This is a genomic window from Brachybacterium fresconis (genome assembly GCF_017876515.1).
Classification (GTDB): Bacteria; Actinomycetota; Actinomycetes; order Actinomycetales; family Dermabacteraceae; genus Brachybacterium; species Brachybacterium fresconis.
Map to the genome: position 1 here is coordinate 2,224,593 of NZ_JAGIOC010000001.1, position 23,114 is coordinate 2,247,706.

The following is a 23,114-nucleotide window of genomic DNA, read 5'->3' on the forward strand; positions in this document are numbered from 1 at the left end:
AGGCCGACGATACACACCTCCTCGCCAGATGAGCAGGGGTTCGCGCTCACGTGATCAGGGCTGGCAGGCGCGAGCGGGCAACGATCCGGCGCGGGAACACAGGATGCGCCCTGCCTCCTCGACACCCCGCCCCCTCACTCCAGCAGCGCGGCGACCTGGTCGGCGAGCTCCGGAGCGAGCACGATGTCGTCGACCAGTCCGGAGCGGGCGGCGGCGATGACCGCCTCGGGTCGTCCGACGGCCGGGGCCGCGGCGATCACCCGTGCCCGTCGCAGCTGGTCCGCCCGCACTCCGATCACACGATCCTCGAGCGCCGAATGCCAGACCGCGCCCGTGCCGCCCAGCATGATGCCGCAGATCTCGGCGACGATCCCGGCCTCCTGGGCACGACGCTGCTCGTCGGCCCCCAGGCGGGCCCACAGGGTCGAGGCGCCGGCGGACCAGGCCCCGAGGGAGACCACGGCGACATCGAGGGCGTCGGCCGCGTCGAGCGTCGTGCGCACCTCCTCCATCGACCGCAGCGAGGCGGCGACCTGCGGCGAGTCGACCACGAGCGGGGTGGGCAGCGCCCAGACCCGGCCGCCGGACCGAGCGCCGAGGGTATGGACCAGGGCCGAGGACTCGGCCGTCGAGTAGCCGGCGGCGCTCAGGGGGCCGACGAGCTGGACGATGTCGACCGCAGGAAGGACCTCGAGGGTGTCCGGCAGGTGCATGAGGGTGCGGGACCAGGCGACGCCGAGCCGCCCGCCCTCACGCAGCCGCGTCGTCAGCAGGTGGGCGGCCTGGCGGGCGATGGCCGCGCGCATCGATTCGCCCGGCCGCGCGGCGGCGACCGTGACCGAGGAGATGCCGAGCTGCTGCGCGAGGGTGGCGTAGTCGCGGCCGGCGGCGCTGGGGTCGACGATCTGGATGCGCACGATGCCCTCGTCGCGCGCCTCGTCGAGCAGGCGGGCGACCTGGAAGCGGGACAGGGCGTGACGGCGACCGATCTCGACCTTGGAGAGCCCGTCGAGGAAGTACTCGCTCGCAAGGGTCGCCTTGAGCGAGCCGTCGCCGGAACCAGCGACCCCTCCCGAGGGCGCCCCATCCGATCGGCCCGCACCACCCGTCGACCCCGCGCCACCCGACGGAATCGCACCGCCCGACGGCCCCGCGCCGCCCGACGGATCCTCGCCGACGGCGCCCTCAGATGCGCTCGCACCCCCCTCGTCCGACCCTGGTTGACCCGAGAGCGCGCTCGCCGAGCTCGCGCGCCCGCGCGCGCCGTCCGCGTCGAGCGAGGTCGATCCGACCTGCCCATCGGGCCGGTCCTCGCGGCCGGGCATCGTGCCGTTGCGCGCCATGGTCGTCCCTCCCCATCTCGTGCGCATCGCGAACATCTGCGACTCGCCTATTGCTCAACTGAGAGTATATGACTACGCTCACTCACAGGTGAGCACAAGCACTCATCACATGAGCGGGCTGCGATGTCGCCGCCCACCTCCCCCAGCGGGACCACCGTCAGCACCTGCGGCGGACCCGCCGGCATCCCGTCACCAGCGGCCACGACACCGGACCACCCCGAGATCCGTCGGACCCCCGCCGATCCCCACTGCGGCGCCGCGGTCCATCTCCGGATCACGAGAGGGTCCCCGGACGTCGGGCTTCGAGCCGTTCAGAGGAGAACAGCGCATGGGACACCCCAGACCACATCCGAGGCGGGCCTCGGGACCGGCCGACCCGGGCGCGGCCGCGCCGAATCCGTCGACCTCGAGCGCAGCCGCTCCCCCACCGTCCTCCTCGGTCCCGGCGACCCCCGACACGACTGCGCCCCCACCGGCGCGCCCACCCCGTTCCCTGCTGCGACCCCGTCGCCGCAGCGTGCTGGGCGCCGGACTGACCGCCGGGCTCGGGGCCACCGCCCTGGCCGGCTGCGGCTCCGGGGGAAGTGCCCGCGAATCGATCGTCGTCGCGATCGTGTCGAACCCGCAGATGCAGGACGCGATCAGCCTGATCGACGACTTCTCGCAGAATCACCCCGACATCGACGTGCAGTTCGTGTCGTTGCCGGAGAACGAGGCGCGCGCGAAAATCACCGCGTCGGTCGCCACCGGTGGCGGCGAGTTCGACGTCGTGATGATCTCCAACTACGAGACCCCGCTGTGGGCGCCCAACGGCTGGCTCACCGACCTCGAGCCCTACATCGCGAAGACCGACGGCTACGAGCCGGAGGACTTCGTGCCGACGATCAAGGACGCCCTGACCGTGGACGGCTCGATGTACTCGGTCCCCTTCTACGGCGAGAGCGCGTTCCTGGTCTACCGCCAGGACCTGTTCGACGAGGCCGGACTCGAGATGCCGAAGCGCCCCAGCTGGGAGGACCTGCGCTCCTTCGCCTCCACCCTGCACGACCCCGACAGCGGGATGAGCGGCATCGCCCTGCGCGGGCTGGCCGGCTGGGGCGAGAACATCGCGCCGATGAGCACCGTCCTGAACACCTACGGCGGCTGCTGGTTCGACATGGAATGGGCGCCGCAGCTGACGTCCCCCGAGGTGCGGGAGGCGATCTCGATGTACGTCGACACGCTGCGCTCCTATGGGCAGCCCGGCGCCGCGACCTCCGGCTTCGGCGAATGCCTGACCCACTTCAGCCAGGGCAACGCCGCCATGTGGTTCGACGCGTCCTCGATGGTCTCCGGGGTCGAGAACCCCGACTCCTCCACCGTGGTCGGCAAGACCGGCTACGCGCTGGGGCCGACGCAGCTGACCGAGTACGCCGGCTGGCTGTACTCCTGGGCCCTGGCCATTCCGCAGACCAGCGAGAAGAAGGACGCGGCCTGGGAGTTCATCGCCTGGATGACCCATCCGGACTACTTCCAGCTGGTGGGCGAGGAGATCGGCTGGGAGGCGCTGCCGCCCGGCTCGCGGCTGTCGACCTACGAGATCCCCGAGTACGCCGAACTCTCCAAGAACTACGCCGAGCCGACGTTGGACTCGATGGAGAACTCCACCCAGGAGAACTCGATGACCGTCGAGGTCCCCTACGACGGTCTGCAGAACGTGGTGATCCCCGAGTTCCAGGACCTCGGCACCCGCGTCGGCCAGCAGTTCTCCGCCGCGATCGCCGGACAGAAGAGCGTCGACGAGGCGCTGGAGCAGTCGCAGGGCTTCGCCGAATCGGTCGCCCGCACCTACGGATGGGAGGGCTGAGCGATGAGCATGTCCGCTCGAGGAACCGCGAGGAACGAGGGGGAGGGGACGGACCGATGAGCACAGCCACTGACACGCCCGTCGGCCGCGGACCGGATGCGCCGCGCACCCCGTCGGCCGACGCATCCCGCCGACGCGCCCCGCACGACGGGGAGTACTCGAAGGCCGAGGCCTGGCGGCGCCGGCTGCCCCTGATGCCCGCGTTCCTCTTCGTGGTCATCTGCACCCAGATCCCCTTCCTGCTGACGATCTGGTACTCGCTGCGCTCCTGGAACCTGCTGCGCCCCGAGGGCGAGAAGTTCGTGGGCCTGCGCAACTACCTCGACATCTTCGTCGACTCCACGTTCCGCACCGCGGCCCTGAACTCGATCCTCATCACCCTGGGCTGCGTGCTGGTCTCGCTGGTGTTCGGGCTCGTGCTGGCACTGCTGCTGGACCGGAAGTTCTTCGGCCGCGGATTCATCCGCACGCTGCTGATCACGCCGTTCCTCATCATGCCGGTGGCCGGGGCGATGCTCTGGTCGATCTCGATGTTCAACCCCTCCTACGGCCTGGTGAACTGGCTGATCTCGATCGTGGGCATCTCCCCGGTGGACTGGACCAGCCAGCTGCCGATGCTCTCGATCATCATCGCGCTGGTGTGGCAGTGGACGCCGTTCATGATGCTGCTGCTGTTGGCGGGGCTGCAGTCCCAGACCGGGGACGTGCTCGAGGCCGCCTCGATGGACGGGGCCGGGCCCTGGACCACCTTCGTGTACATCACCCTGCCCCACCTGCGGTTCTACCTCGAGCTGTCGGTGCTGCTGGGCGCGATCTACGTCGTCAACACCTTCGACCAGATCTACCTGATGACCGCAGGGGGCCCGGGCACCGCCAGTGCCAACCTGCCGTTCTACATCTATCAGCGCGCGTTCCTCGGCTTCGACATCGGGCAGTCCTCGGCGATGGGCGTGATCACCGTGATCGCCACGATCATCGTCGCCATGTTCGCGCTGCGGCTGATCTTCACGAGCATCAACAGCAAGGAGCAGTCATGAGCGCCCTTCGTCGACGACCCGTGAGGAACGACCAGAAGGAGATGGAGTCATGAGCACCCTGTGTCGACGAGCTGTGCGGAACCAGCGGAAGGAGACGGAGTCATGAGCATCCTTTGTCGACGAGCTGTGAGGAACGAACGGAAGGAGACGGAGTCATGAGCACAGTGACCGCCGACGCCCCGCGGACCTCCCCCACGGCGCCGCCCGCGATCCGGCGGCGTCGCCCCAAGGGACGCACCAGCGGACACGTGCTGACCGTCGTCGCCTGGGCCGCCGGCCTGCTGTTCTTCGCCCCGGTGGCGTGGATGGTGCTGACCAGCTTCAAGCAGGAGTCCCAGGCGGCCTCGAACCCGCCGACGTTCTTCTTCACCCCGACGCTGGAGCAGTACGCCTCGGTGATCGGTACCGCGGGCGCCGGGTCCTACCTGCTGAACTCGGTGATCGCCACCGCCTGCTCGACGCTGCTGGTGCTGGTGCTCGCCGTGCCCGCCGCCTACGCGGTGAGCATCCGACCGGTGAAGAGGACCCAGGACTTCCTGTTCTTCTTCATCTCCACCAAGATGCTGCCGATCGTCGCGGTGATCATGCCGATCTACGTGATCGCCGGGCAGATCCAGCTGCTCGACAACATCCTCACGCTGATCATCCTGTACACGGCGATGAACCTGCCCATCGCGGTGTGGATGATGCGCTCGTTCTTCCTCGAGGTGCCCGGCGAGGTGCTCGAGGCCGCGTCGATCGACGGTGCCTCGCTGCTGCGCACCATGCGCACTGTGCTGCTGCCGATGGTGGCCCCGGGTGTCGCGGCGACCGCGCTGATCTGCGTGATCTTCGCGTGGAACGAGTTCTTCTTCGCCCTGAACCTCACGGCCGCGAACGCAGCGACGGTGCCGATCTTCCTGATGTCGACCATGACCTCGGAGGGGCTGTTCCTGGCGCGGCTGTCCGCCGCCTCGGTGCTGGCCTCGCTGCCCGTGGTCCTCGCCGGCTGGATCGCGCAGAAGCAGCTGGTGCGCGGCCTGTCCATGGGTGCGGTGAAGTAGGCCGACGGGCCGGGGCGGGCGGCCGGGCTGGCCGGGGCGGGCGGCCAGGCTGGCTGGCTGGGCGGCCGGAGCGGGCGGCCGGGCTGGCTGGCTGGGCGGCCGGGCTGGCCGGGGCGGGAGGCCGGCCGGCCGGGCGGCTGCCCCACCCCGCCTCTGCCGCCGAGCTCTACGTTGTCGTTGCCAAGATCGCTGGTGGCAACAGCTACGCAGAGCTCGGCTCCAGGTAGGGACAGCAACGCAGAGCTCGGCGGTGGGTAGCGCCCGCAACGCAGAACTCGGCACGAGGAAGGGGCATCCGCCAGGGGCGCTCCGATCAGCCCGAGGCTCACCCGCTCAACCCCCGGGGCACCTCCCCCACTAGGCCCCGGGCACCTCACCCACTCAACACCCGGGGCACCTCGCACCTCAGTCCCGGGCACCTCACCTGCTCAGTCCCCGGGCACCTCGCGCTCGATCTCGGCCAGCCAGGCCCGGGAGGTGACGTCCGAGGGCATCCGCCAGTCCCCGCGCGGGGACAGGGAGCCGCCGGCCAGCACCTTCGGCGCGTTCGGCACGGCGGAGCGCTTGAACTGGTTGGAGAAGAACCGCCGGGTGAACACGGTCAGCCAGTCGCGGATCTCGGCGCGGGTGTAGGCGCGCTTGTCCCCGTCGGCGTATCCCGCGGGCCACTGACCCGCTTCGAGATCACCCCAGGCCTGGTGGGCGAGGTAGGCGATCTTCGCCGGACCGTACCCGCGGCGCAGCACGTGGTAGAGCGTGAAGTCGTGCAGCGCGTACGGGCCGATGGAGTCCTCGGTCGACTGCGCCTTCTCCCCCGGCCTGGTGGGGATCAGCTCCGGGGAGATCTCGGTGTCCAGCACTGCCTGCAGCAGCTGGCCGGTCGCCGCGTCGAACAGCCCCTCGGCGATCACCCAGCGGATCAGGTGCTGGATGAGCGTCTTGGGCACACCGGCGTTGACGCCGTAGTGGGACATCTGGTCGCCCACCCCGTAGGTGCACCAGCCCAGCGCCAGCTCGGAGAGGTCGCCGGTGCCGACCACGATGCCGCCGTGGTGGTTCGCCAGGCGGAACAGGTAGTCGTAGCGCATGCCGGCCTGCACGTTCTCGAAGGTCACGTCGTAGACCTCCTCGCCGCGGCCGACGGGGTGGCCCATGTCGGCGAGCATCTGGGTGGAGGCAGGACGGATGTCGATCGTTGCGAAGCTCGCGCCGATCGCCTCCGAGAGCAGCTCGGCGTTCGAGCGGGTGTGCTCGGTGGTCGCGAAGCCGGGCATCGTGTAGGCGAGGATCTCGGAGCGGTCGCGACCCAGCAGGTCCATCGCCCGCGCGCACACGATCAGCGCGTGCGTCGAGTCCAGACCGCCGGAGACCCCGATGACGGGTCGCGCACCGCCGGGCTCGTCGCCGCCGATCGCCGAGAGCCGACGCACCAGCCCCGCGACCTGGATGGAGAACGCCTCGTAGCTGTCCTGCGCGAGGCGCGACGGGTCGTCGGGCACGAAGGGGAAGCGGTGCAGGGGCCGACGCAGCGGGCCGGTCGCGGGGCGGGGCGCTCCGCCCTCGGCGCCGTGGGCCGTCCCCGTGCCGTCGGCCGACGAACTCCCGCGGCCGACCGGTGCGCGTCCGTCGGCCCCGCTGCCATCGGGAGCAAGCCCGTCAGGCGCGAACAGCGAGGTCTCGACCCCGGCCTCGAAGCCCTCGAGCGCCGTGGCGTGGGTGCGGCGGTTGTCGTCCATGGTGCTCTGGCGGCGGCGCTCGGCGATGATGCGGTCCAGGTCGACGTCGACGACGGTGGCGCGCGGGCCCTGCGGGAAGCGCTCGGACTCCCCCAGCAGATCACCGCATTCGTACACGAAGGTCTGCCCGTCCCAGGCCAGGTCGGTGGTCGATTCGCCCTCGCCGGCGGCCGCGTAGACATAGGCGCTCTGGCAGCGGGCGGAGGCGGAGCGGGCCATGAGCTTGCGGTCCTCCGCGCGGCCGACGGTGATCGGGGAGCCCGACAGGTTCGCGACCACGGTCGCCCCGGCGAGCACGGCCTGGGCCGACGGCGGCACCGGCACCCACATGTCCTCGCAGATCTCGACGAACAGACGCAGCCCCGGCACGTCGGGCACCGTGATGATGCCGTGCGGGGTCAGCCGGTGGTCCTGCCCGGCGATGCACACCAGAACGCCGTCGGCGTCGTCGCCCGGGGCATACCAGCGGCGCTCGTAGAACTCGCGGTAGGTGGGCAGGTTCTGCTTGGGGGCGATGCCCAGCACCTCGCCGCGGTGGATGATCACGGCGCAGTTGAACAGCCGGGCGCGATCGCGGGAGCGCAGCGGGGCGCCGACCACGATGATCGGCAACAGGTCGCGGCTGGCCTCGATCAGGGTGGCCAGCGCGGCCTCGGCGGCATCCAGCAGCGGCTCCTGCAGCACCAGGTCGTCCAGCGAATAGCCGGTCAGCGACAGCTCGGGGAACACGGCCAGGCCCACCTGCTGCTCCTCCAGCGCCTGCAGCTGCTCGAGGTGGCGCTGGACGTTGGTGGCCGGATCGGCGAGCGCGACCGGCAATGTCACCGCCGCCACCCGCACGAAGCCGTGGTCATAGATCGAGGCGTGGGGGTCGGCTGGCGACGTCGCGGCGTTCATGCTCCCGAGCGTAATCGAGGCGGCGGCCACCGAGCCGCCGCTGGGCCGCCGAGCCGCCGTCGGGCCTGCGAGGCCGGCTGTCGCGCCCGGCTCTCCGCGGGCACCCCGCCCCTCCGCCGTCACCGCCGGGCAGACGGCCCGGCGCCTCCCCCGTCTGCTATACCGTGACCCGGTGGAACAGAGCAGGACGCGATGTGCGAGGGGGAGGGCATGAACGCCCGTCGGCCCCTGCTGGGATGGCTGCTGATCGCCCCCAGCCTGATCGGGGTCAGCGCCTTCCTGATCCTGCCGGTGCTGCTGGCCTTCATCGTCTCCCTGTTCCACTGGGACCTGCTGGGCACTCGCGACTTCATCGGGCTGGACAATTACGCTTCTCTGCTGGCCGACGGGGCGCTCGCGAACTCCTTGCTGGTCACGGCCCTGTTCACCCTGATCTCGGTGCCCGTCTCCCTCGCGCTGGGCCTGGCCCTGGCCTCCCAGCTGGTCCGGGCGGTGCCCGGTTCGGCGGTGGTGCGGGTGATCGTGGTGGTCCCCTGGGTGTGCGCTCCGCTCGCGCTCGGCGTGGTGTGGAAGTGGATCTTCCAGCCGTCGGTCGGCGCGCTGAACCAGATCCTCGGGGTGCGGATCGAATGGCTGACCGACCCGAGCCTGGCCCTGCCCGCGGTGGCCTTCGTGGCGATCTGGCAGAACGTCGGCTACATCTCGCTGTTCTTCCAGGCCGGCCTGTCGCGCATCCCCGGCTCGATCTACGAGGCGGCGCGGCTGGATGGCGCCGGACCCTGGCGCTCGATGTGGCACATGACGATCCCGCTGCTGCGCCCGACGACGTTCTTCCTGGCCGTCACCCAGGTGGTGGCGAGCTTCCAGGTGTTCGACATGGTCTACGCCCTCACCGGCGGCGGCCCCCAGCACCGCACCGAGGTCATCGCCTCCCTGATCTACCAGGAGGCCTTCACCTCCTCGAGCCTGGGACGCGCGAGCGCCGTCGCCGTGATCCTGTTCGTGCTGCTGGTGATCATCACCCTGATCCAGCAGCGCTACTTCGCCCGCCGCATCACCTACGACATGAGCTGAGAGGAGGCCGACGATGCACCCCACCGGAGACACCGCGCCGCCCCCACCCTCGGGCGATGCCGACGCCGCCATCGCGGCCACCTCGACCGATCCGACCTCCTCGCGCCGCGGCCCCGCACCCCGCGACCCGCGCGACGACCCCGCACCCCGCGGTCGCCGCTCCGGCCCCGCGCCCCGCGGCCGCCGCAGCGGGCCCGGCTCGATGCACCTGCGCGGCCTGCTCGGCTACACGGCCACCTACGCGGTGCTCGCGGTCGCGGCCGTGCTCACCCTGGGCCCGTTCCTGTTCTCGGTGATGACCGCCTTCACCTCGACGCGGCAGTTTGCCCAGGAGGGCCCGCTGTCGATCCCCGCGCCGCCGGTGCTCGAGAGTTTCATGGCCCTCTTCGCTCCGTCCGCTGGGGCGGACGGGTTCGTGACCCCCGTGGTGGTGACCGTGCAGATGGTCGCCGTGGTCCTGGTGGGGCAGATGGTGTTCTCGGTGCTGGCCGCCTATGCGTTCGCCCAGCTGCGCTTCCCCGGTCGTGACCTGCTGTTCTGGGTGTACGTGGCGACGCTGATGGTGCCGCAGGTGGTCGTGGTGGTGCCGCTGTACCTGATGATGAGCGAAGCAGGCCTGCGCAACACCTTCTGGGCGCTGGTGCTGCCCTTCGTGCTGGGCTCGCCGTACGCGATCTTCCTGCTGCGGGAGAACTTCCGCGGCGTGCCCAGCGAGCTGATGGATGCGATGCGGATCGACGGGGCGGGCACGCTGCGCCTGCTGTGGCACCTGGTGGTGCCGCTGAACCGCCCGATCATCGTGACCCTGGTGCTGATCACGGTGGTCACGCACTGGAACAACTTCATGTGGCCGATGGTGATCACCTCCGGGCCCGAGTGGCGCACGATCACGGTGGCCACCTCCGCGCTGCAGTCGCAGTACGACAACAACTGGACGCTGGTGATGGCCGGGACCACCCTGGCGATGCTGCCGCTGGTGATCCTGATGATCGTCTTCCAGAAGCAGATCACCCGCTCGGTCGGCGACGCGACGCTGCGCTGAGCCGGGCCACGGACCCGGGCGCCGCAGCGCACCAGCGCCGAGACCAGCGCCGACGCACGACAGCACCGCCAGGGCCACCCCGACCCCAGGTCTCGATTCGACGTCCTCGGCGTCGGTGATCACGCGGGCGCGGCACAATGGCCTCACCACCTGTACCGCTCTCGCGGACCTCGGAAGGACCCCCATGCTCAAGCGCCGCACCCTGCTCTCCTCCTTCGCCGCCGCCGGTCTGCTGACCACCGCGGCCGCGTGCTCCCCCTCCAGCGACGACGGCGGGGGCTCCGGCGAGGACGGCAAGGCCACGTTGACCTTCCGGCTCTGGGACGAGAACGCCGTGGCGGCCTACGAGGAGTCCTTCAAGGCCTTCACCGCAGACAGCGGCTGGCAGGTCGAGATCGACGTGGTCCCGTGGGGCGACTACTGGACCCGCCTGCCGCTCGATGTGGCCAGCGGCGATGCGGCCGACGTGTACTGGATGAACTCCGCCAACTATGTCCTGTACAAGGACTCCGAGGACCTGCTGGACATCCACGAGGTGATCCCCGACGGCGCCTCCCAGTGGGAGCAGAGCGTCGTGGACCTCTACACCCGCGACGGCGGCCTGTGGGGCGTGCCCCAGATCTGGGACTCGATCGCCCTGTTCTACAACAAGGCGCTGGTCGAGGAGGCGGGTGTGGACCCGTCGGCCCTCGCCTTCGATCCCACCGCCGAGACCGACGAGCTGCGCGACGCCGCGACGGCCCTGACGATGGACGGCGAGGGGCGGCATCCGGGCGAGGAGGACTTCGACGTCGACGCCCGCGAGCAGTTCGGCTTCAACTCACAGGCGGACCGCCAGGCGATCATCGGCCCGATGCTGGCGTCGAACGGCGCGACCTGGCAGGAGGACGACAAGTACACCTTCGCCTCCCCCGAGGGCATCGAGGCGTTCCAGTACATGGCCGACCTGATCAACGTCGAGCACGTGGCCCCCAGCGCGGCCGACACCAACGAGAACGGCGACTTCACCCGCGACCTGTTCACCCAGGGCAAGCTCGGACTCTTCCAGTCCGGGCCCTACAGCCTGACCGCCGTCTCCGAGGGCGTGGCCGACTCCTTCGAGTGGGCGCTGGCGGCGCCCGTCGCCGGCCCCGAGGGGGCGAAGTCGCTGGTGCACGGCGTGGTCGCGGTCGGCAATGCGAAGGCCGACGAGGACAAGCAGGAGGGCATCGCCGCGCTGCTGACCTGGCTGGGCAGCGTGGACGGGCAGCTGCCGCTGGCCGAGAAGGGCGTCTCCTTCCCCGCCCACGTCGATGCCCAGCAGGCCTTCCTCGACTTCTGGGAAGACAAGGGCATCGACGTCAGCGTGTTCGTCGATGCCGCCAAGGACGCCGCGGAGGCCGACACCGGGGCCCGCGCCAACGCTGGGCTGGAGGCCGTGATGCCGATCTTCCAGGAGGTGTTCATCGGCCGCCTGACGGCGGAGGAAGGTATTCCCCAGGCGCAGGAGGAAGGCAACGCCGCGATGGCGGGGTGACGCCGGCCGGACGAGGGGCGCGGTCCGATGAGGCAGGGGATCAGACACGACTGTCCCCTGCCTCAAGCGTCGGAGCCCGTCCCCAGACTCTCGGTGACTTCCGACCGAGAGTCTGGAGACGGGCTCCGAGAAAGGCGTAACCCCGGCGACATGGCCTTGGCCAGGGATCGTTCCGGGGTCTTCGCCTCTCAGGCTGCAGCGTCGAGGGGACACGTCAACGCAAGGCAGTGGCGCCGCGAACCGGTGGACGTACGAGGCCATCCATGGCAAGGTCATCGCCGAACTCACCGTGGGGTTCTGGCGTTATCTCGTCGAGTCCCGTTACCTGACCTCGCTCTGGGTGCCTTCCGCCCATAGGTCCTTCCCGGGAGGAAATGTCCTCACCGGGACCCTCGCGGAACGACCACGAGCTTCTTGAGGCGACTCTTCACCACTCCCCCACGATTCGTCTCCGCAACGTGCGCACAGGTTCCCTCGAGGTGCTGGTCAGGGCATGGCACGCTGGACGCATGACGGAGAGCACATCCCCGGTCGAGGGTGCGGCCCGGGATCCACAGGGGAAATCGAGCACAGGCGGCTACGCCTATGACTCGCCGCAGCATGCGTCGTACGGCTCGGGGGAGCCGACGGCGGGAGAGGACGTCGCCGGCCCCACCGTCGGACCGCCGCCCGGCGGCCCCACGAGCGGCCCCGCGAATGGCCCCGGCATCCTGTGCGAGCACGTCTACCGCTCCTTCGGTGCCGTGCACGCGGTACGGGACCTGTCCTTCACCGCCCCGCGCGGGAAGGTCACCGCACTGGTGGGTCCCAACGGCTCCGGCAAGTCCACGCTCATGCTCATGCTCGCCTCGCTGCTCGCCCCCGACCGCGGCCGGGTGCTGCTGCACGGCATGGACCCCTCGCAGGACTCGGCGGGGGTGCGCGCGACGGTGGGCTGGATGCCCGACCAGTTCGGCGCCTGGGACTCGCTGCGGGTGGCCGAGGTGCTCGAGGTGATGGGCCGGGCCTACTTCCTGCCCGGTGCCCAGATCCGCTCCCGGGTCGACGAGCTGCTGATGCTGATGGACCTGGTGCCGCTGGCCCAGCAGAGCGCGCACGTGCTCTCGCGCGGGCAGAAGCAGCGTCTGGGCCTGGCCCGGGCGCTCGTGCACGGTCCCGAGATCCTGATCCTCGACGAGCCCGCCTCCGGCCTGGATCCCGCCTCGCGGCGCCGACTGCTGAAGGTGGTGCGGCAGGTCGCCGAGCACGGCGCGACGGTGCTGGTCTCCAGCCACATCCTCACCGAGCTCGAGGAGATGGCCGACCACGTCGTGTTCCTCGACGCCGGGCACGTGGTCGACTCCTCCAGCGTGCGCGATCTCGCCGCGCGACCCCGGCCCTGGCGGATCGAGTCGCTGGAGGTCTCCTCCCTCTCCCGCGCCCTGGGCGACCTCGGGGTGCGCCATCACGGGGTCCTCGATCCCTCGCACACCGCCTCCGGGCACGCCGAAGCGGTGGTGGATCTGCCCGACGAGGCGACTGCCGCCCGCCTGCTGCGGGATCTGACCGGCAAGGACGCGGCCGTGGTCGCCTTCGGGCCCGCCACCGGCCGCCTGGAGGCCGCCTATCTGGCCTCCGAGGCCGCCGGCCGGGAAGGAGCGCTGTGATGGCTCTGATGAACGGCACCCTCTCCCTGCGTCCGCGCGGGCTGTGGCTGGTGACCTCCCTCGAGCTGCGCCAGCGCGTCCGCTCCGTGCGCTGGTACGTCGCCCTCGGGATCTGGACGCTGGTGCTGCTGGGGATCGGGGTGATGGCCCTGGCCCCCGTGCTGTACACCTCGGGATGGGGCGCGGTCGCGCCCGTCGCCCGCGTCATGTTCAGCCTGCACATGCTGCTGGTCCTGTTCGCGATGCTGCTGGTCACGCCCGCACTGTCGGCCGGGTCGATCAACGGCGACCGCAGCGCCGGTACCCTGGCCACGTTGCAGGCCAGCCTGCTCAGCCCGCTCGAGATCGTCCTCGGCAAGCTGTTGGCGGGACTGGCCACCGGTCTCGCGTTCCTGGTGCTGGCGATGCCCTCGGCCCTGCCGCTGGCGGTGCTGGGCGACGTCGGCATCCTCTACTTCGCCCGGGTGGTGGCGATGATCTGCTTCCTGACGGTCTGCGTGGCCGCGATCGGGCTGGGGCTCTCAGCGATCACGCAGCGTCAGCTGGGCTCGGTGGTGCTGGCGTACGTGCTGGTGTTCGGAGTCACCGTGGTGGGGCCGATCCTGTGGGGCACCTCCCTGACGGTCCTTCAGCAGGAGCGCGAGGTCACCACTTACAGCATCGACTACAGCAATTACGACACCAATACGCACGGTGTCTGCATCACCGAGACCGACACCGTGAACGTGCTGCGGATGGACCTCGCCCAACCCGTGCTGTGGCCGAACCCCGTGATCATGCTGGCCGAGACCGCGCCCACGCAGGAGCTCGAGACCCTCTGGCAGGACACGGACGCCTCGGGGTTCGACGTCCTCACACTGCTGAAGATCGGGATGCGTGAGGTCTCGAGCCCGCCCCATCCCTCGGACCACGTCTCCTGCCCGCCCGACGCCCAGGACTACCCGGAGGATCTCGGCACGCCGATGCAGATCCCGATGTGGCCGATGGGCGTGGCGATCTGGGCGATCGCGGCACTCGGGTCGCTGCTGCTGGCCGTGTTCCGGCTCGCCGTGCCGATCAAGCGCCTGGGCAAGGGCACGCGGATCGCCTGACACCACGGCCGACGGACGGGGTGGCCGACGGGCGATCCGTCCCCACGGCCGACGGGCGCGCAGCGTCTCCGCTGCCCCCGCCGGCCACCTCAGCGCTTGCGCAGGCCCGTGACCGAGTCGGGGATCTCGTGGCGTCCCGGCGGCTCCTCGCGCGGGTACCCGCCCTCGGGCCCGTCCCCGCCGGTCAGCGCCGACCCCTCGCCGCCGAAATCGGGGAGCCTGCCCTGGGCGAGGTCAGCCGCGCGCACCGCGGTATCCCGCGCCCCGGGCTCGTCGTCGTCGACCCAGAGCCGCTCCCCCGCGGCGTCGAGGTCGAAGATCGCCAGCGTGTGGTCACCGCCCTCGACCTGCAGACGCTGACGCAGCGCGGCCCGCACGGCAGGATCCTTCGCCCGCTGCGCGCGGGTGCCGAGGTCGGGCGCGACCAGCGCGTACGGGGTCTCGCGGCGCATGAAGTTCCCGGCCGAGCCGTAGAGGACGTCCCGCAGCCCGCTCTTCATCGCCGCGGAGGCACCTGCCCCCAGCAACGGCGTCAGCACCACGGCGCCGGCGACGATCCCCACCCAGGCCACGGGGGTGGCCGCCCCCAGCAGCGCCAGCAGCACGGCGGTGACGGCGAGGCCGAGCAGGGCCAGGACGGCGCTGAACCAGCCGGTCAGCGAGACCACCCGGGCCTCCCAGGGGTTCACCCGGGCGCGATGCGCCCAGGAGGTGTAGGTGCGCTCGTCGATGACGAGTCCGCGCTGGTTCTGCGCGGCCAGGACCGCCAGGCCGGGTGCGAGGGAGACGCCGAGTGCGACCAGGCCGGCCACCGGGGCGCCGATCGCGACGAGCTGCCAGTGCAGCGGGGAGCTGACCTGCGTGAGGTCACTCTGGGTGATGCCGCTGAAGGTGGTCACGAGATCGGCGATGCCGAAGACGAGCCATCCGAGCCCGGCGGCAGCCGGCGCCACCCAGGTCAGGCTCGCCCGAGCGATGAGGCCCAGGGCGAGCAGCGCCCCACGGGGCGTCAGGGCCGCGGACGAGGCAGGGGTGCCGAGGTTCGGCGGCAGGTGCCGACGGTCCTGGGCGCGGGCTCGCCGCGCGGCGGCGCTGCGCACCTCGAGGTCCCGGTCCAGGCGGCCGGTGGTGTCGAGGGTCGTGGCCGATTCGACGCCGAGCACCCGCGGGGCGCTGACCGTGCGGCGCACCAGCACCCAGCCCAGCAGGATCGCCCCGAGGCCGAGGGACAGCGCCATCAGCGGGCCGGCGCCCAGTCCGCTCCAGGGCTGCGGCACCCCGAGGGCGACGCTCAGCGGCAGCGCCGTCACCACCAGCACCGGGGGGAGCATCAGGATCGCCGTGAGGCGCGTGGAGACCGCGGCCTGGAACCCGGCTTCGCTGAGGAACCGGCGGGGGTCCATGCCGGCGATCGCGCTGGGCGCGAGCGGGACCAGGGCGAGGCTCAGCGCGGTCGCGGCCACCGGGAGCAGCCCGAACGCGGTCCACAGTCCGCTGCTGCTGAACCCGAGAGAGGAGATGGCGGAGCGCAGGAACATCGGATCCCCGAGCGCGGCCAGCCCCGAGAGGAACCAGAAGGTCGGCGAGGCGCCGGTGACATACAGGATCAGCAGCACGTACCACAGGCCCAGGAGCACCAGTCCCGGGGCCCAGAAGATCCGCAGCAGGCGGCCGGTCAGGGCACGCTTGGACTCGGCGATGATCTCGGGGGGAGGGACCAGGTGGGTCTCCTCCCGGGGAAGCTCGCGCGGCGGCGGCAGGTCCGTCAGCGGCGGCAGCGGGCGCGAGGGCGGGGAGGTCATCGGGGTTCCGGGGTCGGCTCTCAGATGGTGCGACGGCCCAGGAAGGCCCGGCCGAGCGTCATCTCGTCGGCGTAGTCGAGGTCGCCGCCGACGGGCAGGCCGGAGGCGAGGCGGGTCACGGTCAGCTCGAGCGGGCCCAGCAGACGCGAGAGGTAGGCGGCGGTGGCCTCCCCCTCGATGTTCGGATCCAGCGCCAGGATCACCTCGGTGGTCTCGCCGGAGCCGAGGCGGCTCATCAGCTGGGTGATGCGCAGATCGTTGGGGCCGACGCCGCCGATCGGGTCGATCGCCCCGCCGAGCACGTGATAGCGGCCCTTGAACTCGCGGATCTTCTCGATCGCGACGATGTCCTTGGACTCCTCGACCACGCAGATGACCTCGTCGCTGCGGCGGGTGTCGGTGCAGATGCGGCACTTCTCGTCGGCCGAGACATTGCCGCAGACCTCGCAGAAGCGCACCGTGTCCTTGACGGTGACCAGCACGTCGGCGAGCCGGCGCACAGAGGATTCGTCGGCGTCCAGCAGATGGAATGCGATCCGCTGCGCCGACTTGGGGCCGATGCCCGGCAGCTTGCCGAGCTCGTCGATGAGGTCCTGGACGATGCCTTCGTACACGGGGACAACTGTAGTTCCCGCGTCCGACGGGGGACGCCGGATCCGACGTGCCTCCGCGCACGTCACCGGTTCGGACTCTCCCGCTCCGCCGCTGCGGCGCCCCCTGCGACGGCGTCCGTCTCAGCCCTGAATAATATGTCCATCGTCGTGACGAACCCGGCTACCCTGAAGGAAGCACAGCCCGACCTCGACGAGGAGACCCATGGTCCAGCTGCCTGACACCCTGCTCGACGCCGTGCACGAGCGGGTGCTCAGCGGCATCGGCGACGCCCCTCAGCGCGAGGAGGTCGCCCGCCGCGTGGTCTCCTACCTGCGCAACACCGCGGAGACCACCGTCAGCGCCGAGGCGGACGGGTCCACCTTCGTGATCACCGGGGACATCCCCGCCATGTGGCTGCGGGACTCCGCCGCCCAGCTGACACCGCTGCTGCGCCTGGTGATCGCCGAGGTGGGGACCGAGGAGGACCGCGCGGTCCTGGTGGACCTGCTGGCCGGCCTGCTGCGTCGGCACTGGCAGTACCTCGTCATCGATCCGTACGCCAACGCGTTCAACCGCACCCCGGATGCCTCCCATTGGGACAGCGACGACACGGATCTCGATGATCCCTGGGCGTGGGAGCGCAAGTTCGAGCTGGATTCGCTCTCCTACGGCCCGGACCTGGCCTGGCGGCTCTGGCAAGCGACCGGGGACACCTCCTGGGCCGACGGGCAGTTCCTTCCCGCGGCCCGCGCGATCCTCGCCACGGTGGCCACCGAGCAGCATCACGAGGAGCGCTCGGGCTACTTCTTCCGCCGCACGGACTGCCCCGCCCAGGACACCCTGGTCCGGGACGGAAAGGGCTCGCTGACCGCGCCGAACGGCCTGGTCTGGTCCGGGTTCCGCCCCAGCGACGACGCCTGCGAGCTGGGGTACAACATCCCCGGCAATCATTTCCTGGCGCTGGCGCTGGACCGTCTGGGCGACCTGCTCGAGCACGTGGCGGGGGCGGGGGACGACGCCGACGACGCCCCGCAGCTCGCCGCCGAGGCGCGCCGGCTCGCCGCCGAGATCCGCGCGGCGCTGGAGCAGCACGGGCTGGTCGACGGGCCGGGCGGCGAACGGATCTGGGCGTACGAGGTGGACGGGCTGGGCGGGCACGTCTTCCTCGACGACGCCAACGTGCCGAGCCTGCTGGGCCTGCCGTACCTGGAGTGCGTCGCCGCCGATGATCCGACCTATCTCGCCACCCGCGCCGCGGTGCTGTCGCCCCAGAACCCGTACTACTACGCGGGCTCGCAGCTGGCGGGGGTCGGCTCGCCACACACGCCGACGGACCACGTGTGGCCGATCGCGAAGAACGTCGAGGGGCTCACCAGCGATGACGCGGCGGAGAAGCGGGCCATCCTCGAGCAGCTGATCCGCACCGACGGCGGCACCGGGATGATGCACGAGGGCGTCCACGTCGACGACCCGTCGGTCTTCACCCGCGCCTGGTTCTCCTGGTCCAACTCGATGTTCTGCGAGCTGGCCCTGGACCTGGCCGGGGTGCATCGCGAGGCCGCCGCGCGGGTCTGAGGGTCCGCCGCAGTGGTCCGCGGCGCGGGCGGGCGTCCGCCGCGGTGGTCCCCGGCGCGGGCGGGCGTCCGCCGTGCGGGCCGGAGCGGGCCCCGACGGAGCGTCGAGTCCCCGCGGTGGCCTGGTCTGCCTCGGGCGCGGCGATCAGCCCGGCAGCAGGGCGCGCAGCTCCTCGGCGCCGGGATTGCGCAGCACCCGCTCCCCCACCAGCACGGTCGGGGTGAGCTCATTGCCGTCGTTGAGCTCGCGCACCGCGGCATTCGCCGCTTCATCCCGGTGCACATCGACCCAGGTGATCGCCGGATGGTCCCGCAGCTCCTCGAGCAGCGCGAGGGAAAATTCGCAATCGGTCTTCCACAGCACGACGGCGTGGTCGTCGGCGATCAGGGACCGGGCGACGTCCCATGTCGTGTGCGGGGTGTCCTGGGCGTCCGAAGCAGTCATGGCTCCATGCTACGCAGGCAGGGTCGCGGCGTGTTTCCCGACCATCCGGTTCCCGGCGTGGCTCCCGGTGAGTCGCTCCCCACCGTCGGGCCGACGTAGCCGCTCCGCGACCTGCGCCGCTCCACGGAGACGGACGCGGTCGTGATCGACGCTCCCAGCACCCAGCCGCTACGGTGCAGGGAGGAGCCCGGAGCGCGCTGCCCGTCGGCCCATCACGACTCGCGCAGTCGTCGGCATCGGGCGCGCAGGCCCGCCCGCCCCAGCAGGACCCCAGACACCGCCCAAGAGGGCCCGCCACAGCCTGAGAGGACATTCCATGAGCAGCATCGAGATCACTGTGATCGACCGCGAGGGCAACCGCGCCGAGGGCGTGCCGTGGGAGGACGACGAATCGCTGATGGAGTGCCTCGTCGCGAACAGCTACCCGATCCTGGCCACCTGCGGCGGCAACGCGTCCTGCTCCACCTGCCACTCCTTCCTCGACCGGGCCACCTTCGAGAAGGCGGGCGAGATCCAGGAGGACGAGGAGGACGTGCTGGACACGATCGAGGACGAGCGGGAGCCCACCTCCCGGCTGACGTGCCAGGTGGAATGGGACGAGGATCTGGCCGGCGCCGAGGTCACCATCGGGCCGATGTAGGCTCACGGCCCGAGAGCCTGCTGGTCGGCCACTCGCCGGACGGGTACCGTCGGGCCGGGCCGTCCGCCATGCACGGCCCTTTCGCGACCCCGAACAGGAACCAGCACGATGTCGTCGATGCCCCCTCCCTATGACACCGCGGAACCGGCCACCGCCTGCACCGTGACCGAGGCCCCCGAGGTCCCCACCGCGGTGGTGACCCGGCGCGACTTCCCGATGTACGACATGTCGACCCTGATGGACGGGACCTTCTCGCACCTCGTCTCCGCGCTGGAGGAGGTGGGCATCCGCCCGATCGGTCCGGCATTCGCCCTCCATCACCGTGCGCCGGTCTCGACCGCGGACGTCGAGGTGGGCTTCCCCGTGGACACCCCGCTGACCGAGCCGATCACCCTGCCCAGCGGGTACGACGTGACCGCGTCGGTCCTGCCGGCCGGCCGGGTGGCCTGGATCAGCCACGTCGGCGGCTACGGCGGGCTGGCGGAGAGCTGGGGTGCGTTCACCGAGGACGTCGGGGAGTCCGAGGAGCAGATGACCTACCCGTTCTGGGAGTTCTACGTGACCCCGCCGTCCCCGGACACGAATCCCGCGTCGCTGCGCACCGACCTGTTCAGCCTGCTCGAGCCGCGGGGGGACTGACCCCTCGGGGGCGCCGAACGCCTCAGGGGCGCCGGACCCCCGGGAACCCGGTCCACTGCAGCTCCCGCGGCAGGTGGGACATGTCGTTGACCAGGACGATCGCCGGGTCACGGCCCTCGCGATGCTCGATCATGGTCAGCGCGGCATTGGCGCTGTTCAATCCGAGCCAGCGCGCCGGGGGCGCCGCGAGGGCGTCCCGGATCAGCCAGGCGATCTGGAACGCGTGGGTGATCAGCACCTCATGGGTGTCGCGGGCGCCGACCTCCGCGCCGCGCCGGGCAAGGGATCGCGCGCCGAAGCGTTCGCTCAGGCGGCCGGCGAGGTCGTGCCCCGTGGCAGCCTCCTCGGCGTCGCAGCCGTCGAAGAGCGGGGCCCAGGAGGCGGAGAGCTCTTCGGCGGGCGGGACGTAGGGGACGTGGTCGATGAGCTCCTCGGCCTCGTCCACGAGCACCGTCGCGGGCAGCTCCTGGGAGATCACCCGGGCGCTGTCGACCGCGCGCTTCAGGGGCGAGTGCCACACGACGTCGATGGGCAGCTGGGCGAGGCGGCGCCCCAGCAGGGAGGCCTGCGACCGACCGGTGTCGGTGAGCTGCCCGAACGCGTCGGCGTCACCGTGCCGCGCGAGATAGAGATACCTGGTCATCGTGCGGATCCTCCCGGATCGAGGTCGAGGGTTCCGGTGGCGCCGTCGATCGTGATCGACTGCCCGTCGCGGAGCATCGACGTCGCGCCGGTGACCCCGAGGACGGCGGGGATGCGCTGCTCCCGCGCGATGATGGCGGCGTGCGACAGCGCCCCGCCGACCTCGGTCACGATACCGGCGGCCAGGCGCAGCAGCGGGGTCCAGGCCGGATCGGTCCAGGGGCAGATGAGCACGTCCCCGGCGCGCACCCGGGAGAAGTCCTCCGGACCCCGGACGATGCGCGCCGGGCCCGTGATGCACCCTGCGCTGCCCGGGGTGCCCTGCAGGCCGTGCTCACCGTGCAGTTCCGACCCGCCCCGCAGTCCCCGCTCGCCGGACGGCCCGCGCTCGCCCGAGGGTCCGTGCTCGCCGGACGATCCGTGCTCGCCCGACGGTCCGTGCTCGTCGGACGGTCCGTGCTCATCCGGCAGCCCGCGCATCCCGGATGACGCAGGGCCTGCCGCCGCCGGAGGCAGCTCCGCGGTGATCGGACGGGCCTGGAGGATCTGGTATCCGTCGCCCGACAGAGCCCATTCGATGTCCTGGGGGCCGCCGAGAAGGGCGGCGACCTCCTGACCCAGCCGCGCGAGCTCGACCGCGCCCTCCGGCTCCAGAGAGGGCGCCGTCCGCTGGGCGGCGGGGACCTCGCGCGCGATGGTGTGCTCCCCGACGCGGTCGATGCGGCGTCGCTTGTCGGCGATCCGGGCGGTCACCGTCTCCGCGGAGGCGACCTCGTAGACGTCGGGGGTGACCTCGCCGCCGACGACGGCAGCTCCCAGCCCCCAGGACGCCTCGATCCGCGTGGTGCCGTCGGGTCGGGACGGCGTGAACAGGACCCCGGCGACCTCGGCGTCGACCAGGGGCTGGATGATCACGGCCATCGACGGGGACGCGGCGTCCGCGTCGGGCACGGCCGGGGCCGAGGGGTCCAGGGCCCGGGCGGAGGTCAGCGAGGCCCAGCAGCGACGGATCGCGTCGGCGATCGCATCCGCTCCCTGCACGCCGAGAACGGTGTCGTAGCGGCCGGCGGCGGAGGAGGCCACCGAGTCCTCCCCGCTCGCGGAGGAGCGCACGGCGACCGGGACGTCCGCGAGTGCGCCCAGGTCCTCGACCACCATCGCGCGCAGGTCCGCACGAGGCCCATCGCGCACCGGCCGCTCTCCGGCCGACTGCCCCCGCGAGCCCGGGACCGCGCCGACCGGGAACCTCGCGCCCTCGCGCCGCTGCATCACGAAGGGGACGACGCCCCCGTCGGGCACCGGCAGGCCCGCGCGCAGCAGGGCGCCGAGGGTCGCAGCCTTCGCCCCGCAGCTGCCCGGGGCGGCCTCCCGCAGAGGAACGAGCATCACGCAGCCTCAACTATTTGTTGACAATGTTTCGTTGAGTATGCAGGATCGGGCCATGCCCCGCAAGAACGACGACGCTTCGCACCAGGATGATCCGGCCGGCGCACCGCCCCCGATTCCCGGCGACCATCCCCAGGCGCGCCGAGAGCAGGCGGCGCGCGAGCCCCTGCTGCGACTCGGCGGGGAGGACCTGCCCGCTCCCCCGTGGCGCCCAGATCGTGCGGCGGCCTCGGCGGTGGATCTCGCCCACCTCGCGCTGTGGAGGTCGCAGGAGGCCGCCCCGGAGGACCTGCTCAGCGCGCTGGCGCTGATGCCGTCGGCCCGTGCGGAGGTGGATGGGCTGGAGTCCGGCCTGCTGTTCACGGCGCGCGCCGCCGGTCTCACCTGGGCTCAGATCGCCGCCGCCATGGGGTTCAACTCGCCGCAGGCCTGCCAGCAGCACTTCACGCGCCTGGCCGCCCGCCGGGAGACCGGATGATGAGCGCCGCCTCCTGCCCCGAGCTGCTCGTGCTGCACGGTGTGCGCCTGCGCGGTTTCGCGGACACGCTCGAGGTGGCGGAGCGTTTCGGCCTGGATCCGTTCCGGACGGCGGATCGTCTCAGCGGCTACGAGCAGCGGGGGGCGGTCAGCTTCGCGCGGTTCGCCGACCTCGGAGGATGGTCGCTGACGGCGGCGGGACGCACGGAGAACGAACGGCTGCTCACCGTCGAGCTCGAGACCGTCGGCGGCAGGCAGGTGCTCCAGGAGGTGCACCACGAGTTCCTGCCGTGGAATGCGCGCCTGGTGGAGGCGTGCACCGCGTGGCAGCTGCGGCCGACCGACCAGGACCCGTTCGCGCAGAACGACCATGTAGATGCGGCATGGGACGAGCGGATCCTGGACGAGCTGACGAGCATCGAACGCGCCCTGGGTCCGATCGCGGCCCGGCTGGGCGGCCTCCTCGAGCGCTTCGAGGGATACGACGTGAGGTTCTCGACGGCCCTGGAGCGGGCGCGGGAGGGTCAGCCGAGCTGGGTCGACGGCAGCGCGGTGGAATCCTGCCATCGGGTGTGGTTCGAGCTGCACGAGGACCTGGTGGCGACGCTCGGCATCGACCGATCCGCCGGCTGAGCTCGGTCACC

20 protein-coding genes are annotated in these 23,114 nt (G+C 71.3%); 13 read left to right on the forward strand and 7 right to left on the reverse strand.

Annotation, left to right across the window (positions count from 1 at the left end):
* Nucleotides 1–134: 134 nt before the first annotated feature.
* A complete protein-coding gene (locus JOF44_RS10040; RefSeq protein WP_245348912.1) occupies nucleotides 135–1,343 on the reverse strand; it encodes a sugar-binding transcriptional regulator in 1,209 nt (402 codons plus the stop codon).
* A 328-nt stretch (nucleotides 1,344–1,671) separates the two neighbouring features.
* Between JOF44_RS10040 and JOF44_RS10045 the strand changes: the two genes are divergently transcribed.
* The 3 genes from JOF44_RS10045 (at nucleotide 1,672) to JOF44_RS10055 (ending at nucleotide 5,269) form a co-directional block, all read left to right on the forward strand.
* A complete protein-coding gene (locus tag JOF44_RS10045; RefSeq protein ID WP_245348913.1) occupies nucleotides 1,672–3,189 on the forward strand; it encodes an ABC transporter substrate-binding protein in 1,518 nt (505 codons plus the stop codon).
* Between the two features lie 56 nt (nucleotides 3,190–3,245).
* The gene (locus JOF44_RS10050; RefSeq protein WP_245348914.1) at nucleotides 3,246–4,226 is read left to right on the forward strand and encodes a carbohydrate ABC transporter permease; all 981 of its coding nucleotides are present in this window, start codon (nucleotides 3,246–3,248) and stop codon (nucleotides 4,224–4,226) included.
* Nucleotides 4,227–4,381: 155 nt separating this feature from the next.
* Nucleotides 4,382–5,269: a carbohydrate ABC transporter permease gene (locus tag JOF44_RS10055; RefSeq protein ID WP_209890500.1), complete on the forward strand. Its 888-nt coding sequence runs from the start codon at nucleotides 4,382–4,384 to the stop codon at nucleotides 5,267–5,269.
* A 428-nt stretch (nucleotides 5,270–5,697) separates the two neighbouring features.
* Here JOF44_RS10055 and JOF44_RS10060 read toward each other — a convergent pair whose 3' ends face one another.
* Nucleotides 5,698–7,902, reverse strand: a complete 2,205-nt coding sequence (locus JOF44_RS10060) for an NAD(+) synthase (RefSeq protein WP_209890503.1) — start codon at nucleotides 7,900–7,902, stop codon at nucleotides 5,698–5,700.
* A 210-nt stretch (nucleotides 7,903–8,112) separates the two neighbouring features.
* Here JOF44_RS10060 and JOF44_RS10065 point away from each other — a divergent pair, with 210 nt between their 5' ends.
* The 5 genes from JOF44_RS10065 (at nucleotide 8,113) to JOF44_RS10085 (ending at nucleotide 14,271) form a co-directional block, all read left to right on the forward strand.
* Entirely contained in the window at nucleotides 8,113–8,976 is an 864-nt protein-coding gene (locus JOF44_RS10065; RefSeq protein WP_209890506.1) for a carbohydrate ABC transporter permease, read from the forward strand.
* Nucleotides 8,977–9,178: 202 nt separating this feature from the next.
* On the forward strand, nucleotides 9,179–10,018 hold the full coding sequence (locus JOF44_RS10070) for a carbohydrate ABC transporter permease (RefSeq protein WP_209895884.1): 840 nt from the start codon (nucleotides 9,179–9,181) through the stop codon (nucleotides 10,016–10,018).
* Between the two features lie 184 nt (nucleotides 10,019–10,202).
* Nucleotides 10,203–11,534 carry an ABC transporter substrate-binding protein gene (locus JOF44_RS10075; protein WP_209890509.1) on the forward strand — a complete coding sequence of 444 codons (1,332 nt, stop codon included), beginning with the start codon at nucleotides 10,203–10,205 and terminating at the stop codon, nucleotides 11,532–11,534.
* A gap of 509 nt (nucleotides 11,535–12,043) precedes the next feature.
* Nucleotides 12,044–13,180 carry an ABC transporter ATP-binding protein gene (locus tag JOF44_RS10080; protein WP_209890512.1) on the forward strand — a complete coding sequence of 379 codons (1,137 nt, stop codon included), beginning with the start codon at nucleotides 12,044–12,046 and terminating at the stop codon, nucleotides 13,178–13,180.
* Nucleotides 13,180–14,271, forward strand: coding sequence for an ABC transporter permease (locus tag JOF44_RS10085; RefSeq protein WP_209890515.1), 1,092 nt, complete (start codon nucleotides 13,180–13,182; stop codon nucleotides 14,269–14,271). Before JOF44_RS10080 ends, JOF44_RS10085 begins: the two co-directional genes overlap by 1 nt.
* 89 nt (nucleotides 14,272–14,360) lie before the next feature.
* On the opposite strand, the gene JOF44_RS10090 is transcribed toward JOF44_RS10085, so the two are convergent.
* Together JOF44_RS10090 and recR are read right to left on the reverse strand one after the other, a co-directional pair.
* Nucleotides 14,361–16,073, reverse strand: coding sequence for a hypothetical protein (locus tag JOF44_RS10090; RefSeq protein ID WP_209890517.1), 1,713 nt, complete (start codon nucleotides 16,071–16,073; stop codon nucleotides 14,361–14,363).
* Nucleotides 16,074–16,093: 20 nt separating this feature from the next.
* Entirely contained in the window at nucleotides 16,094–16,687 is a 594-nt protein-coding gene (recR, locus tag JOF44_RS10095; RefSeq protein ID WP_209890519.1) for a recombination mediator RecR, read from the reverse strand.
* Between the two features lie 202 nt (nucleotides 16,688–16,889).
* Here recR and JOF44_RS10100 point away from each other — a divergent pair, with 202 nt between their 5' ends.
* Nucleotides 16,890–18,242, forward strand: coding sequence for a glycoside hydrolase family 125 protein (locus JOF44_RS10100; RefSeq protein WP_209890521.1), 1,353 nt, complete (start codon nucleotides 16,890–16,892; stop codon nucleotides 18,240–18,242).
* Between the two features lie 144 nt (nucleotides 18,243–18,386).
* Here the strand turns inward: JOF44_RS10100 and JOF44_RS10105 are convergent, their stop codons facing one another.
* Nucleotides 18,387–18,686, reverse strand: coding sequence for a glutaredoxin family protein (locus tag JOF44_RS10105; protein ID WP_209890523.1), 300 nt, complete (start codon nucleotides 18,684–18,686; stop codon nucleotides 18,387–18,389).
* Between the two features lie 316 nt (nucleotides 18,687–19,002).
* Between JOF44_RS10105 and JOF44_RS10110 the strand changes: the two genes are divergently transcribed.
* Entirely contained in the window at nucleotides 19,003–19,326 is a 324-nt protein-coding gene (locus JOF44_RS10110; protein ID WP_209890525.1) for a 2Fe-2S iron-sulfur cluster-binding protein, read from the forward strand.
* 117 nt (nucleotides 19,327–19,443) lie between these two features.
* The gene (locus JOF44_RS10115; protein WP_342591746.1) at nucleotides 19,444–19,965 is read left to right on the forward strand and encodes a GyrI-like domain-containing protein; all 522 of its coding nucleotides are present in this window, start codon (nucleotides 19,444–19,446) and stop codon (nucleotides 19,963–19,965) included.
* Nucleotides 19,966–19,987: 22 nt separating this feature from the next.
* Here JOF44_RS10115 and JOF44_RS10120 read toward each other — a convergent pair whose 3' ends face one another.
* The gene (locus JOF44_RS10120) at nucleotides 19,988–20,608 is read right to left on the reverse strand and encodes a histidine phosphatase family protein (RefSeq protein ID WP_209890530.1); all 621 of its coding nucleotides are present in this window, start codon (nucleotides 20,606–20,608) and stop codon (nucleotides 19,988–19,990) included.
* Nucleotides 20,605–21,993, reverse strand: coding sequence for a PEP/pyruvate-binding domain-containing protein (locus tag JOF44_RS10125; protein WP_209890531.1), 1,389 nt, complete (start codon nucleotides 21,991–21,993; stop codon nucleotides 20,605–20,607). Before JOF44_RS10125 ends, JOF44_RS10120 begins: the two co-directional genes overlap by 4 nt.
* Before the next feature lie 55 nt (nucleotides 21,994–22,048).
* Between JOF44_RS10125 and JOF44_RS10130 the strand changes: the two genes are divergently transcribed.
* Both JOF44_RS10130 and JOF44_RS10135 read left to right on the forward strand, forming a co-directional pair.
* Nucleotides 22,049–22,471: a DNA-binding protein gene (locus tag JOF44_RS10130; RefSeq protein ID WP_245348915.1), complete on the forward strand. Its 423-nt coding sequence runs from the start codon at nucleotides 22,049–22,051 to the stop codon at nucleotides 22,469–22,471.
* A complete protein-coding gene (locus tag JOF44_RS10135; RefSeq protein ID WP_209890533.1) occupies nucleotides 22,471–23,103 on the forward strand; it encodes a transcriptional regulator in 633 nt (210 codons plus the stop codon). The genes JOF44_RS10130 and JOF44_RS10135 overlap by 1 nt, the downstream gene beginning before the upstream one ends.
* Nucleotides 23,104–23,114: the final 11 nt, after the last annotated feature.

What these genes read in the sequence shown, in the direction of transcription:
- JOF44_RS10065 (WP_209890506.1), top strand. Translation starts at nt 8,113, where the DNA reads ATGAACGCCCGTCGGCCCCTGCTGGGATGGCTGCTGATCGCCCCCAGC.
- JOF44_RS10045 (WP_245348913.1), top strand. Translation starts at nt 1,672, where the DNA reads ATGGGACACCCCAGACCACATCCGAGGCGGGCCTCGGGACCGGCCGAC.
- JOF44_RS10070 (WP_209895884.1), top strand. Translation starts at nt 9,179, where the DNA reads ATGCACCTGCGCGGCCTGCTCGGCTACACGGCCACCTACGCGGTGCTC.
- JOF44_RS10130 (WP_245348915.1), top strand. Translation starts at nt 22,049, where the DNA reads ATGCCCCGCAAGAACGACGACGCTTCGCACCAGGATGATCCGGCCGGC.
- JOF44_RS10040 (WP_245348912.1), bottom strand. Translation starts at nt 1,343, where the DNA reads ATGGCGCGCAACGGCACGATGCCCGGCCGCGAGGACCGGCCCGATGGG.
- JOF44_RS10080 (WP_209890512.1), top strand. Translation starts at nt 12,044, where the DNA reads ATGACGGAGAGCACATCCCCGGTCGAGGGTGCGGCCCGGGATCCACAG.
- JOF44_RS10100 (WP_209890521.1), top strand. Translation starts at nt 16,890, where the DNA reads ATGGTCCAGCTGCCTGACACCCTGCTCGACGCCGTGCACGAGCGGGTG.
- JOF44_RS10120 (WP_209890530.1), bottom strand. Translation starts at nt 20,608, where the DNA reads ATGACCAGGTATCTCTATCTCGCGCGGCACGGTGACGCCGACGCGTTC.
- JOF44_RS10105 (WP_209890523.1), bottom strand. Translation starts at nt 18,686, where the DNA reads ATGACTGCTTCGGACGCCCAGGACACCCCGCACACGACATGGGACGTC.
- JOF44_RS10110 (WP_209890525.1), top strand. Translation starts at nt 19,003, where the DNA reads ATGAGCAGCATCGAGATCACTGTGATCGACCGCGAGGGCAACCGCGCC.
- JOF44_RS10055 (WP_209890500.1), top strand. Translation starts at nt 4,382, where the DNA reads ATGAGCACAGTGACCGCCGACGCCCCGCGGACCTCCCCCACGGCGCCG.
- JOF44_RS10085 (WP_209890515.1), top strand. Translation starts at nt 13,180, where the DNA reads ATGGCTCTGATGAACGGCACCCTCTCCCTGCGTCCGCGCGGGCTGTGG.
- JOF44_RS10060 (WP_209890503.1), bottom strand. Translation starts at nt 7,902, where the DNA reads ATGAACGCCGCGACGTCGCCAGCCGACCCCCACGCCTCGATCTATGAC.
- JOF44_RS10125 (WP_209890531.1), bottom strand. Translation starts at nt 21,993, where the DNA reads ATGCTCGTTCCTCTGCGGGAGGCCGCCCCGGGCAGCTGCGGGGCGAAG.
- JOF44_RS10075 (WP_209890509.1), top strand. Translation starts at nt 10,203, where the DNA reads ATGCTCAAGCGCCGCACCCTGCTCTCCTCCTTCGCCGCCGCCGGTCTG.
- JOF44_RS10090 (WP_209890517.1), bottom strand. Translation starts at nt 16,073, where the DNA reads ATGACCTCCCCGCCCTCGCGCCCGCTGCCGCCGCTGACGGACCTGCCG.
- JOF44_RS10135 (WP_209890533.1), top strand. Translation starts at nt 22,471, where the DNA reads ATGAGCGCCGCCTCCTGCCCCGAGCTGCTCGTGCTGCACGGTGTGCGC.
- JOF44_RS10050 (WP_245348914.1), top strand. Translation starts at nt 3,246, where the DNA reads ATGAGCACAGCCACTGACACGCCCGTCGGCCGCGGACCGGATGCGCCG.
- JOF44_RS10115 (WP_342591746.1), top strand. Translation starts at nt 19,444, where the DNA reads ATGCCCCCTCCCTATGACACCGCGGAACCGGCCACCGCCTGCACCGTG.